The sequence below is a fragment of the Plebeiibacterium marinum genome (assembly GCF_026013615.1).
Taxonomy (GTDB): Bacteria; Bacteroidota; Bacteroidia; order Bacteroidales; family Marinilabiliaceae; genus Saccharicrinis; species Saccharicrinis marinus_A.
This window is the reverse complement of record NZ_JAPDPI010000017.1, coordinates 53,274-66,350: the sequence shown is the minus strand read 5'-3', so window position 1 is coordinate 66,350 and position 13,077 is coordinate 53,274. Positions and strand designations below refer to the sequence as shown.

Below are 13,077 nucleotides of genomic sequence, written 5' to 3'. Positions count from 1 at the left end.
ACAAAAAGCCGGACTAAAACATCCGGCTTTCTACTTTATAAACTTTCTACTTTCTACTTTTAACTAAGAACTATTTCTTTTTATCTAATATAGACTCAATTTCATCCATAATACTATTCATATTTTCAATAGTCTTATTAAATGGTTCAGGGCTCATCATATCAACACCGGCTGTTTTTAATGTGTTAATTGCCCAATCAGAACATCCGGAAGAAATAAAATTCATATATTTTTCAGTTGCTTTTTTATCTCCTTTCATTACATCTGCTGCCAATGCTTGTGATGCTACAAAAGAAGTACTATACTGGTAAACATAGAAATTATAATAGAAGTGAGGGATATATGCCCACTCCATTTCAATGTATTGAGGAACAACGCAAATACCTTCTTTATCTCCATAGTATCTGCTTGTGATATCGTAATATATTTCAGATAAGGCTTTTCCGGTAAGGGGTATACCTGCTTCGGCAGCTTCGTGCATGCGTAATTCAAATTCGGCGAATTGGGTTTGGCGGAATAAAGTTCCTTTGAAACCGTCTAACATACTCATTAAAAGAGATAATCTCAAATCATCATCCTTTAGTTTTTTCTTCATATAGTCAGCCAATAAAACTTCGTTAAAAGTTGAGGCAACTTCAGCTAAGAATATAGGATAATCTGCCAATGCAAAAGGCTGGCGGGTATTTGAGAAATAACTGTGCATGGTATGACCCAACTCGTGAGCTAATGTGCTTACGTTATCATAAGTGTCGTTGTAGTTCATTAAAATATACGGGTGAACATCGTATGCACTTCCGTTTGAATAGGCACCGCCTCTTTTGCCTTTGGTGGGATATACATCAATCCACCTGTTGTTAAAAGCTTTGTCAACGGTAGAACAGTATTCTTTTCCAAGAGGTTTTAAAGCGTTAAGGATTAGATCCTGGGCTTCATCGTATGTATAATTAAGTTCAACACCTTTAACCGCAGGAGCATATAAATCTGAGTATTTTAAAGTATCCAGTCCCATCATTCGCTTTTTAAGTTTTAAATAACGATGAAGAGTTGGAAGGTTTTTATTTACATTTTCAATTAAAGAATGGTAAACATCTGTAGGGATATTGTTACCCTTTAGTGCTGCTTCCAGGCAATTGTTATAATGACGTGCCTGCGCCGTGAACATATGGCTTTTTATCTGTCCGTTTGTTAATTCACCAAATGTTCCTTCAAATTTTTTGTAATGTTTCCATAAGGCTTCAAAAACAATTTCACGATCCTTTTTATTGGGCGACATCCTGTATTTGGCGTAAGTAATTTTATTTACTTCAATTTCGGTTCCATCGCTTAAAGTAGCCTTTGGCCAGGGCATTTCTGCATCACTAAATACACCATATACCGAGCTGGCGGTTCCACTAGTCATTCCTGCTTTAGCCATGATTAACTCTTCAGCTTCAGAGAGTGTGTGTTTCTTCATTCGGTAGGTATCCATTAACTGAAGCTCATAGATTTTTAGCCCTTCTTCTTCCTGAATAAATTTTTTCATGGTTTCTTCAGGTATGGCAGCTAATTCAGGGGCTACAAAAGCTGTTTTTTGACCAAGCGTGATGTATACCTGTCTGATATCTTTATTTCGTGCCTGGTTATCCTGGTCTCTTAAATCAACATCAGATTTTAAAGAGGTATAGATATATAAGCGGCTGGCTTCTTTACTAATATCGCTTTGAAGCTCTAAGAATTTTAAAAGTTCTTTTGCCGAAGATCCAAGCTTTCCTTTGAAGCTTTCAAGTTTGGCAGCTTCGCTTATAAACTTTTCTTTAGCGGCATTCCATGCGTCGTCAGACTCGTATAGGTCGTAAACGTTCCAGGTGTCTTTTTCCTCAATTTCAGATCGGTCTTTTTGTGCTTTGGCCGGCAAAAGACATAAACACATTAGAGCGAATGCAATTAAATAAGTTGCTTTCTTCATGTTTAATTAGATTTTTAATATTGAATATTTATTTGACGACGAAAATAGTAAATCAGAAAATGAAAAATAATGACATTTATTTCCATATGCATACTGAGCCTTCTGTCGTTAAAAAAAAACAGAGGTTGGTATTAATGGATTGTTCTTTTGTGGGCAACTCTAAATCCAAATATGCCTTCTTTTATCTGGTACGATATTTTGCTATGTCTTTTAACCCTGTCTTCTATGATAAACAAACGAACCCCCGTAAAATTATCGTAAGTGTTATGCTCAAGTGTTATGACTTTACAAACAGGCGCCGATTTTGTATTGTAAGTATACCAATAGGTTTCCGTTTTCTTGTTATATGAAAAAACAAAGTTTATGGTAAAAAGCAAGGATAGGGCAAAGGGAGCAAAGCCTATGCGGATAAAATGTTTTTTATTGTTGTTCTTTGAGTTCCAGGTAAAAATAGATGTAACAAGATAGAGGGAAATATATAGAGTAAATATCCATCTCAGTTCGATAAAAGTGCAGAGGGTAACTTTTAAAAAGATGAAAAAATTGAAAAAGGACAAAATAACAATGTAGCGTATTCTGTTTTGCATAGACATCTTATTGAGGGAAAGTAGACTGTGGAAGTTTAAGCTGTGGAAAGTTCTCACCAGAAACCGAAACCATATAGGGGAGGTTGGTAGAATTATCAGGGCACTTAATATTAAAGAAATGGGGCCATGTTCAATATAAGTTAAAACCGGCAATCCAATTATAAACAATAAAACAATGGCGGTTACAAAAATATCAAGAGCTGCGTTAATCGCTTCCGTTGTTCTGTAAATATCCGATTTCAGGTATTCATCATATTTCATTTGGGCATATTCCCTGGCTCTTTTTTTTGCATTTTCACGTTCTTGCTTTTCCCATGCTTTATGATATGCTGCTTGTTTTTGTGCCTGTTCCTGAGCTCTTTTAAATCTATTAAAATGGGTGCCGCTTGTGTTTAAAAGGTATTCATAAGCTTCGTTTAAAAGAATGAATTCATCATGGGCATTTTCTGATTTATTGATGTCGGGATGTAGTTTTTTTGCTTTTGAGCGATATGCTTTCTTTATCTGGTCAAGTGTGGCATTGGTTGTAACTCCAAGTATTTGATGGTATTCGCTCATTTATGTTTTTATTGTGGGCTTTTTTTAAGAAACACTAAACTAATCATTATTATTTAAAAAGTTAGAATAAGCGAGGTGGATAAGCTATTATTTTATATTTTTGCACTCATAATTCAAGACAGTTCGTTTACGCCATCCTGTCTATAAACAAAACCAGGGTATTTATACAGTGTGCTTTCAACGTAATATTTCTGTACATTTTACCTTCGTTTTTATATTGAAATTAGATAATAGTTTTTAGCTATTTAAAAGATTTCTGGAATTTGCTTTAGGTTCGTCTTATGAATTGGAAACGCAATTGGTTGTTATTGACGAGCTAAAACTTGTAGGAGATTATAGTGTTTCTTTCATAATGAACCAACTAAATGGTGAGCAAAAAATGATTAATAGCCTTATTTCTAAGCTTAAGTAGAAATAACTAATAACTAAAAGCCAACAACTAATAACTAAGTAGAATGAAAGCAGTAGTATTATTATCGGGCGGATTGGATTCTGCCGTAGCATTATATTTAGCAAAAAGTAAAGGTTTTGATGAGGTTCATGCCATATCATTTGATTATGGGCAAAGGCATGAAACAGAATTAAACCATGCAAAAGCAATAGCAGAAAAGGCGGGTGTTGCCGCACATAAAATTGTAACTCTTAACCTTGGCGATTTTGGAGGTTCATCATTAACTGATAAAAATATAGAGGTTGAGGATGGTGATGTGAACCGCACAGATATTCCGGTGACTTATGTACCTGCGCGAAACATGGTGTTTTTATCTATAGCAGCCTCATATGCAGAGAGCATTGAAGCTCAGGATATTTTTATAGGAGTGAGTCAGGTAGATTATTCCGGATATGTTGATTGCAGGCAGGAGTTTATTGATGCGATGGAAGCTGCCATAAACAAGGGAACAGTGATGGGTGCAGAAAGCGGCAAACCGATAAAAATTAATGCTCCTTTTGTGAATAAAACCAAGGCAGAAGAGATACAGCTTGGAATGGAGTTGGGCGTTGACTTTGGGTTAACCTGGTCGTGCTACAGGGGAGGAGAAAAGCCTTGTGGAACATGTGATAGCTGTTTGTTAAGGGCAAAAGCCTTTGCAGAAGCTGGATTTGAAGATCCGGCATTGTAGTTATTGGTCATTAGTCATTAGTCAATTGTTCATTGATCATTGATCATTGTAAATTGGTTATTAGTGTTGAAGAATTAGTTATTTGTAGATTAGGAATATGGAATTACTTGTTGGAGAAGAGTTAAAAGTTAATCATACAGAAACAGGGATTACAGGATCGGCCAGGCTTGTTTTGGCAGGGGATGGAGTTTTTCCTATTACCAAAGATAAGCATGGAAACATATTAAAGCATCAGCCCAATACGGGTATCGACATTGCCGGTACCATTCAGGGAGAAGGGAAGCTTGCTGGAACGCCATCGTTATTTATACGGTTGGCCAGTTGTAACTTGCGTTGTGTGTGGCAAATGGATGATGGAAGCTTTTGTAAGTGTGATACTTCATATGCCTCTTTTCGTCCTGAAAATAAAAGTGTTTTGCAAGTCGGGGATATAGTTGACCTGGTGCGGCATAACATCGGAAACATGCAACATGTGGTGATCACCGGTGGAGAACCTATGTTACAGAAAGAGGGATTGGCTGAGTTATGCAGGTTGATCAAAAAGGAATTACACCTACATATCACAGTAGAAACCAACGGTACTATTTTCGATAAAGAAGTAGCTCAATATATTGATTTATTCAGTATTTCTCCAAAATTGAGTAATTCGGTTCCTTCAAAAGATAAGCTTGAATACTTTGCGGAAGGGGAAACTGGTGCTTCAAAATTTCATCATGAGGTGCGTCGTAATTTAAATGTTTTGCAGAGTTATATTTATTTTGCCAATAGTTTAGAAAAGGATTTGCAGTTGAAATTTGTTGTGGGTAAAGCCAGTGATGCAGCTGAAATTAAAAATGATTATCTGGATTTACTAATGGGCTATAGTCAAAATGATATTTTGTTGATGCCCCTGGGTGCCAGTCAGCAGCAAATTGCGCAATCAACACCAATTGTACTTAAGATGTGTATCCAGAATGGATGGAAATTTACTCCAAGGGTTCATATCGATTTATTTGGAAGCAAACAGGGAGTGTGATCAGTTAGCAATTAACAATTGTCAATTGTAGGTTTGAAATAGGTAATTATGCGAATCGCTTGTTGGAGTTAACAGACTTGGAACGCGTTGTTTTAGTTGTTCTTGTGTAGTGAATAAATTTCTTATATTTCGTTGCAAATTTTTATCATAGATTAATGTAATTTTGAAAGAAAGAATAATATCTTATTTAACAACATGAACCCCATAGAAGGAAAAGTATTAGGCAAACAAATAAGTCACCCGCGTGAATATGCACCCGAAATTTTGGTTGCGGTACCCCGTTATTTAAACCGTGAGCAGTATCATATTAAAGATGATAATCTTCCTTTTGTAGGAATGGATGCCTGGCATGCATATGAGTTGGGCTTTTTAACACAAAAGGGTTTGCCAGTTACCGGAGTTTTAAAAGTGGTGTATTCTTGTTGTAGTGAATGTTTGGTTGAAAGCAAGTCTTTAAAGCTGTACTTAAACTCATTTAATATGGGGGGGTACGGACAAAACAGGGAAGAAGGGATTGAAATTGTACTGGAAACGATAAAAAATGATTTATCTGGTTTGTTAAAAACAAACATCAGCCTTTCTTTTCATTCTGAATATAATTTGGGGAAGTATGATTTTAATGATTATCAATTGTTAGAAGCACTACCCGATGCAGATAAAGTTTCCTTTGATATTTATAATGAAGAAGAAAGCTTGCTGACTGGAATTGCCACGGAATCAGTTGCCGAGATTAAAGTGTCAACCCATTTGCTACGTAGCAATTGTAAAATCACCCATCAACCGGATTGGGGTAGCGCATTTATTCATATCAAATCGAAATATGATATTGATAAAATTTCATTGCTAAAATATTTAGTTTCAATTCGTGATGAAAACCATTTTCATGAAGAGATTTGTGAAATGGTTTATAAGCGTTTACTGGATAAATTTGATCCTGAGATATTGATGGTTTCTTGTTTGTATACCCGTAGGGGCGGAATAGATATTTGTCCGGTCAGGGCCAATAAAAAGGAATGCCTTCCTGATAATATCATCCAATCAAAAATATTAACTTCACCATCATTTCGTCAATAAAATGGTCATTAGTCAATAGTCAATAGTCAATGGTTGTTATGTAGTGTTGGTAAGAAAAGTCCAATTTCTCCCTTCCTCATACCCTTTGACTAAAGGGAGAACCGTCAATCCGCACAGAGGTAGGGATTTCCCCTTTAGTGGCTAGGGATGAGCGATTGGAGTTATAATTGTTTTAGGAGTTTTCTTGCAGATAATATACATACTTTTGCATAAAAATTATCAACAACCAATGACTAATGACCAATGACTAATTTTCCAATTGACAAAAATCTATATACCATGAACATAGCAATTATAGGAACAGGAGGGGTAGGTGGGTACTTTGGTGCCCGTTTGGCTCAAGCAGGTAATAACGTAACTTTTGTGGCTCGCGGAGCACATGGAAAAGTAATCGCTGAAAAAGGGCTTCAGTTACTAAGTCCTAAAGGTGATTATTTGCTTCAGGATGCCTCTGTTGTTGATTCAGTATCCAGGTTAAAGGATGTAGAATTGGTGTTGGTAGGTACCAAAGCATGGCAGGTAAAAGAGGTAGCTGAACAATTAAAGGAAATTGTTTCAGAACGTACAATCGTAATCCCTTTGCAAAATGGGGTAATGGCTGCCAAAGAGTTGCAGGAAGAGCTTCCCGATGAAAATGTGATGGGAGGTTTGTGTAATATCTTTAGTAAAATAAAAGAACCAGGCGTAATAGAGCATATGAGTGCCGAACCATATCTGATTTTTGGAGAGTTGGATCACTCCATTTCTGACAGAGCCAGGCGTATTCAGGAGGTGTTTAACAGAGCCGGGATCAAAAATAAGCTTTCGGATTATATACAGGCGGACACCTGGAAAAAGTTTCTTTTAATATGTTTGGGAGGACTGGGAGCACTTACCAAAGCCAATTATGGCGTTCTGTGCCAAACCCCGGAGTTAAAGGAGATGATGGTTAAAATGATTGATGAGATGTATTTTGTTTCTCAGGCAGAAGGTGTAAAACTTCCTGAAACAGTAAAGGAAAAAACATTGGCGGCAACTATGTCCTTTGCCCCATCTGCTAATTCATCAATGGCGCGTGATATTTGGGCCGGTCGTCCATCGGAGCTGGAGTATCAAAATGGTAGTGTGGTAAAACTGGCAGCAAAACATGGGATTGAAGTTCCGGTTAATTATTTTATTTACCATTGCCTGTTGCCGCAGGAACAAGAAGCGAGAGCAATTTTTTTGAAATAAATTTACGTGTCATATCACATAAACTTGTCTATATTTTTACAAACACAATAACAATAAACAAATCTTTTAGATTATGAAGAAATTATTTCTTTTATCAGCATTGGTGGTTATGATGCTGGGAGTAAATGCTCAAAATAGATTGGAATTAGGATTAAAAACCGGTTTTAACAGTACTAAACTGAAACTTGATTATAACAACGTTGATAAGAATTTGGTTAAAGATGAAGCTAAAAACGGATTTTTATTTGGAGCTTATGGAAAAATTAAACTGTTTGGTGATGTGTCATTTCAGCCAGAGATTTATTATGCTAAAAAGCAAGCCGGATTAACTATTGAAGGGGTTAACTATGGTGGCGATATCAAAACATGGGATGTTCCATTGTTGGTAAACTTGCAGCTGTTGGATTTAAAAGTGGCCCGAATTTATGGTTTAGCAGGTCCTGTAGCTTCGTTTATATCTAAAGATGATTTAAACGACTTAAAAACATCAAACTGGACCTTTCAGGCAGGTGGCGGAATCTCAATTTGGAAACTGACTGCTGATGTGCGTTACGAATGGGGATTGTCAGATATTTCTGACTTAAAAACATTTGATATTGGTCAAAAAACAAATGTGTTAACATTTACATTAGGATATAGGCTTTTCGGAATTTAATCCGGATTGTTATCACAAGAAAAAGGGCTTCAAACGTGAAGCCCTTTTTTTTGCTGTATATTCAAGGTAATTTGCTAAAAGGGGCTTCTGATCAATAGTTTGGTGATTTTTTTATAAAAAAATGTACTTTTGAAATAAAAATTGCATTATGAGCGACATTAAAGAAAAATACATCAATCCATTATTTTGAGATGCCTAAGTTTAATAAAACAATTGACGAACTAGAATCTCATTATGACAAGTGGTTGTATGTACTTAAAAATCTGCATAAGCTTGATAGACTTCCTGAAAATTTGAAAGAAAGGGTGTTTGAGCGAGTGTTTGAGGTTGCAGAGATTGCAAAATTTTCTCATGAAGAATATCTGTCGTATGAAGACAGTTTAAAATATTATAGGGATTTATATAAGTGTTCGTTATTGCCGAAATGCTCTTTAATTCATAAAAAGGTTCTTCGGTAATTGCCGAAAGCTAAAAAAGTTTATTGGAAACCATTTCGGCGTTTTTTAAAGTGAAATTCTTTCCAGTATGTTGTAAACCACACCTCCGGGCTGAGATTTGCTTTCAATAATTTGGATTTCGGTGATATGATGAGTGTCTATAGCGTTGTTACTTGAGGCATTCAACAGCTCAGGGTCTATTTTTAATGAATGATGATACCTTGCCAGTGTAATGTGAGGGGTATATTGGTTGTGCTGGATGTTTAAATCCGGAATGATTTTTAAAGTAGCCTTTGTTATTTTTGATTGTAAGGATTCTAACACATCGTTTTGATGCACCTTTAACCATAAAATGCCCGGTTTTCTTCGTTTTATAAATGTGCCGTAGTCCTGAACCTGTATGGTAAATGTGTTTTCTGAGGATAAGGTGGTTTCCAGATTTTGTTTCAACTCCGGAACAATATCACGGTCGATGTTTCCTATAAACAAGAGTGTAAGGTGCAGGTTGTTTTCTTTTACCCATTTTATTTTGGTATCCTCATGAAAAATAGTTTGAACCTGGTTCAGTTGTTTTGCCAAATCCAATTTTATGCCTATAAATATCCTCATACCCCTTAATTTGTTTAATGCTACATTAAAATTAATGTAAATAGTCGATGAAACGTTGTGAAGGATGGAATTACATTGTATTTTTAGCTTAAAATTTAATATGCAACAATGATTGTATGTAATAAACTTTCGCTTTCGTTTGATCGTATTCCTGTTTTTCGTGATTTGAGTTTTGAAATTTATAAAGGAGAATTTGTAACTGTAAATGCAGCTTCTGGAAAAGGGAAAACATCACTGTTAAAAATACTGCAAGGCTATGTGTTGCCTGCTTCGGGAACTGTTTTGATAAACGGTGTTGAGCTGGGGGAGCATACAATTAATAAAATACGGGAACAGATAATATGGATTCCGCAGAATGTGAACCTTCCTGTTGATTGCGGTATGGAGTTAATTGAAATGCTTAATTTAAAGTCTAATATCAATTCAATAAAACAGGTTTTGGATAAACTGGGATTGGATTCTGATTTTTTGTCAAAGAGTTTTAAGAAAATAAGTGGCGGACAAAAGCAACGTGTGGTTGTAGCTATCTGTTTGGGCATTAACAGGCCTTTGGTTTTAATGGATGAACCCACATCATCGCTTGATGAAGAAAGCATCAAAATGCTGTTGGATGTAGTAAAAAGCACCGGCGATAAAACTTTTTTCACCGCATCGCATAATAAAACATGGATGGAGCATTCTGATAGGATTATAGAGTTAGGATAACATCTATCTAATTTTATATAGGTATGAAACAAATAACAGATATAGACCTTATTGATTTGATATTGGGGTTTTCAATCATGATTATTCCAGTTTTATTGTTGCTGTACTACAAAATAAAACTGGTAAAAAGCATTTTGTTGGCCATCGTGCGCATGTCGCTACAGTTATCGTTGGTGGCTGTATACCTTGAATGGATTTTTGAACAGAACAATGCCTGGATTAATTCCTTATGGGTATTTGTGATGATAGTGGTTGGAGCTTCGGCTTCGATAAAAAGGATTGGATTAAACTGGAGGTTTTTTATCCTGCCCATGTTTCTTTCTTCGTTTATTTCTGTTTTAATTATCGATACATTCTTTTTAGGGTTTGTTATCCGGCTCGATTATGTTTTTGATGCGCGGTATTTTATTCCTATAACCGGTATGATAATTGGCAATTCGTTAAATCATAATATTGTGGGGCTGACCGCCTATTTTAAAGGTCTTTCAGAAAAAAGTGATTTGTATTTCTTTTTGCTGACCAACGCTTCAGATTCTAAAATGGCATTGCGCCCTTATATTTCCGAATCGGTTAAACGCGGGCTAAACCCCATGATTGCTATGATGACTGTGATGGGGTTAATATCATTGCCCGGTATGATGACTGGGCAGATTTTGGGAGGGAGTTCGCCAACCGTTGCTATTAAATACCAGATAATGATTATGCTGGCCATTTTTACCGGCTGTACTATCAATCTTTTTCTTGGAATACTGTTGTCCAATAGATTTGTTTTTGATGGTTACGGCAGATTAAAGGAGGGGATTTTTAAGGGGGGTAATAGTCAATAGCCAATAGCTGATAGCAAAGGGCCAAAAGCTTATAGCCAATAGCTATCCGCTAAAAGCTACCCCCCCCCTATTAACTAAATTTTCGTAAATTCGCAGCTGTAGCATTATACAATCAATATACATGAGTAATTTTAAAGAAGATTTAAAAAATGTGAAGGCTTTTGCCTTTGATGTAGATGGAGTTTTATCGGCACAAATAATCCCGATCCATCCCAACGGAGAACCCATGCGTACTGCAAATATTAAAGATGGATTTGCCATGCAGCTGGCAGTAAAGTTAGGGTACCCGGTTGCTATAATTACAGGTGGAAATACCGAAGCTGTGCGCAAAAGGTATTTAAACCTTGGGGTACAGGATGTTTATATGGGAGCTTCCGATAAAATGGTTCAGTTTAATGAATGGATAAAAAAGAGAGATTTAAAGCCTGAGAATATCATGTATATGGGAGATGACTTGCCTGATCACCCGGTAATGAAAGTAGTGGGTGTTCCTGTTTGTCCGGCTGATGCAGTGGAAGAGATCAAGAGCCTTTGCAAATATATCAGTCATAAAAACGGAGGTGAAGGTTGTGTCCGTGATGTATTGGAGCAGGTATTGCGTGTTCACAACCAATGGGGAACAGACCACACCTGGTAGAGGCAGGGAGCAACTAACAATGACCAATTAACAATGATCAATGATCAATTAACAATTATGGCATGATAGCACTATTTCAACTAGTACGATTCAAAAACTTAATAATTATAGCTCTGTTTCAATGCTTAATTCGTTATGGATTGATTATTCCCGTATTAAATAACTTTGGTTACGAACCGGTATTGTCTCATTTTCGCTTTGGTTTATTGGTGTTGGCATCAATGCTTTTAGCTGCTTCGGGCTATGTTATTAACGATTATTTTGATGTAAAGATTGATCGGCTTAACCGACCGGAAAGAGTGGTGATAGATAATGAATTTGGCCGACGCGATGCCATGTTTTTTCATGTTCTGCTTACCTTTATCGGCGTATTTATAGGCTTGTTTCTGTCATATGTAACCAGAAAGGAATCCTGGGCACTGATGTTTTTGTTTATCCCGGTATTTTTATGGTATTATTCTACAACATTTAAAAAGCAGGGGTTTATCGGCAACCTGGTGGTGTCGGCACTCACAGCTTTGGTCGGAATTCTGGTCGTATCGTTGGAGTTTGGCGCTCTGGAAAGGGTTCACGGCCAGGAAATCATTAACAGCCAGGCTTGTTCAATGGCCTGGTATTGGACATTGGGCTTTGCCTTCTTTTCGTTTATAACCACCCTTATACGTGAAATTGTAAAAGATCTGGAAGATATGCATGGCGACAAAGAAGAAGGTTGCTCTACCTTGCCTGTGGTTATTGGTGTAAAGTATAGCAAAATACTCGTTGTGCTCATAAGCTCATTTACTTTAATATCTATATGGATCTTATATTTTTATATAGATTTTCTTAATTCAAATACAATAACATTATATTATTTAATAGCACTGATAACAGTTCCGTTTATAGTATCACTCCTGATGCTTTTTAAGGCAAACACCCCCAAAGCCTATCATAAAATAAGCCTGATGCTCAAGCTTATTATGCTAATGGGTATATTATATATTATTGTTATCAGTAAATTATTACAGTAGTTTAAATAATGATTTCAGAACATTTAAAGGATTTTGAAGTCGTGCTCGCTTCAAAATCTCCCCGCAGAGCACAATTATTAAAGGAAGTAGGTGTTGATTTTACCATTGGAACAAAGTCTGGCGTTGAGGAAATATTTCCCCGGGGACTATCTCATCAAGAAGTGGCAAAATACCTGTCAGAGTTAAAATCATCGGTGTATCAGGATGAAGTGACTGAAAGTAATAAACTGATTATTACGGCTGACACTATTGTTTGTTTAGGAGATGAGGTTCTCGGAAAACCTGCAGACAGGCAAGATGCCATCAAAATGCTTCAAAAACTCTCAGGAAATAAACATTCGGTTATTACAGGAGTTACCCTGATGAGCAAAAACAAAAAAGTAACCTTCGCTGTTGATACTAAGGTGTATTTTAAACAAATGTCAAATCAAGAGATTGAGTATTATGTAGACCATTATAAACCTTTTGATAAGGCAGGCGCCTATGGTATACAGGAATGGATTGGAATGACAGGCATTGAAACGATTGAAGGATCCTATTTTAATGTAGTGGGCTTGCCGGTTCAAAAACTTTATACTGAGTTGATGAAGTTTTAAGCTGATTGGAGTCACTATAAAACAGGGGTTTTCTTGCAGAGACTAACTAAGAATTAAACTTTCAAATTGAAAGTAGCTCAAAAACAAAA

At 36.3% G+C, this 13,077-nt stretch carries 14 protein-coding genes and 1 pseudogene; 12 read left to right on the top strand and 3 right to left on the bottom strand.

From position 1 onward, the window contains the following. Positions 1-70: 70 nt before the first annotated feature. The gene (gene pepF, locus OM074_RS09820) at positions 71-1,945 is read right to left on the bottom strand and encodes an oligoendopeptidase F (RefSeq protein ID WP_301199298.1); all 1,875 of its coding nucleotides are present in this window, start codon (positions 1,943-1,945) and stop codon (positions 71-73) included. A gap of 131 nt (positions 1,946-2,076) precedes the next feature. Continuing rightward, a complete protein-coding gene (locus OM074_RS09815) occupies positions 2,077-3,090 on the bottom strand; it encodes a J domain-containing protein (protein WP_301199297.1) in 1,014 nt (337 codons plus the stop codon). Positions 3,091-3,346: 256 nt separating this feature from the next. Between OM074_RS09815 and OM074_RS21475 the strand changes: the two genes are divergently transcribed. From OM074_RS21475 to OM074_RS09785, 7 genes and pseudogenes are all read left to right on the top strand, one after another. Next, positions 3,347-3,502: a four helix bundle protein gene (locus OM074_RS21475; RefSeq protein ID WP_363320264.1), complete on the top strand. Its 156-nt coding sequence runs from the start codon at positions 3,347-3,349 to the stop codon at positions 3,500-3,502. A gap of 43 nt (positions 3,503-3,545) precedes the next feature. Further along, on the top strand, positions 3,546-4,211 hold the full coding sequence (gene queC / locus OM074_RS09810) for a 7-cyano-7-deazaguanine synthase QueC (RefSeq protein ID WP_301199296.1): 666 nt from the start codon (positions 3,546-3,548) through the stop codon (positions 4,209-4,211). A gap of 97 nt (positions 4,212-4,308) precedes the next feature. Then, complete coding sequence (locus OM074_RS09805; RefSeq protein WP_301199295.1) at positions 4,309-5,226, top strand: 7-carboxy-7-deazaguanine synthase QueE; 918 nt, start codon at positions 4,309-4,311, stop codon at positions 5,224-5,226. Positions 5,227-5,421: 195 nt separating this feature from the next. Further along, complete coding sequence (locus OM074_RS09800; protein ID WP_301199294.1) at positions 5,422-6,300, top strand: NADPH-dependent 7-cyano-7-deazaguanine reductase QueF; 879 nt, start codon at positions 5,422-5,424, stop codon at positions 6,298-6,300. Between the two features lie 279 nt (positions 6,301-6,579). Further along, positions 6,580-7,512 carry a 2-dehydropantoate 2-reductase gene (locus OM074_RS09795; RefSeq protein ID WP_301199293.1) on the top strand — a complete coding sequence of 311 codons (933 nt, stop codon included), beginning with the start codon at positions 6,580-6,582 and terminating at the stop codon, positions 7,510-7,512. Between the two features lie 73 nt (positions 7,513-7,585). Beyond that, positions 7,586-8,167, top strand: coding sequence for a porin family protein (locus OM074_RS09790; protein WP_301199292.1), 582 nt, complete (start codon positions 7,586-7,588; stop codon positions 8,165-8,167). Positions 8,168-8,337: 170 nt separating this feature from the next. Then, positions 8,338-8,625 (top strand): annotated as a pseudogene (locus OM074_RS09785) (PD-(D/E)XK nuclease family transposase); the annotation flags it as partial. Between the two features lie 45 nt (positions 8,626-8,670). On the opposite strand, the gene thpR reads toward OM074_RS09785, so the two are convergent. Beyond that, positions 8,671-9,213: an RNA 2',3'-cyclic phosphodiesterase gene (gene thpR, locus OM074_RS09780; protein WP_301199291.1), complete on the bottom strand. Its 543-nt coding sequence runs from the start codon at positions 9,211-9,213 to the stop codon at positions 8,671-8,673. 108 nt (positions 9,214-9,321) lie between these two features. Between thpR and OM074_RS09775 the strand changes: the two genes are divergently transcribed. The 5 genes from OM074_RS09775 to OM074_RS09755 all read left to right on the top strand — a co-directional run bounded on the left by OM074_RS09775 (position 9,322) and on the right by OM074_RS09755 (position 12,988). Beyond that, positions 9,322-9,918 (top strand): ATP-binding cassette domain-containing protein, encoded by a 597-nt coding sequence (locus tag OM074_RS09775; protein ID WP_301199290.1) that lies wholly within the window; start codon positions 9,322-9,324, stop codon positions 9,916-9,918. A 23-nt stretch (positions 9,919-9,941) separates the two neighbouring features. Further along, a complete protein-coding gene (locus tag OM074_RS09770; protein WP_301199289.1) occupies positions 9,942-10,745 on the top strand; it encodes an ABC transporter permease in 804 nt (267 codons plus the stop codon). Positions 10,746-10,866: 121 nt separating this feature from the next. Beyond that, positions 10,867-11,382: a KdsC family phosphatase gene (locus OM074_RS09765; RefSeq protein WP_301199288.1), complete on the top strand. Its 516-nt coding sequence runs from the start codon at positions 10,867-10,869 to the stop codon at positions 11,380-11,382. 62 nt (positions 11,383-11,444) lie between these two features. Next, the gene (locus tag OM074_RS09760; RefSeq protein WP_301199287.1) at positions 11,445-12,392 is read left to right on the top strand and encodes a geranylgeranylglycerol-phosphate geranylgeranyltransferase; all 948 of its coding nucleotides are present in this window, start codon (positions 11,445-11,447) and stop codon (positions 12,390-12,392) included. Between the two features lie 8 nt (positions 12,393-12,400). Continuing rightward, positions 12,401-12,988, top strand: coding sequence for a Maf family nucleotide pyrophosphatase (locus OM074_RS09755; protein WP_301199286.1), 588 nt, complete (start codon positions 12,401-12,403; stop codon positions 12,986-12,988). Positions 12,989-13,077 lie beyond the last annotated feature (89 nt).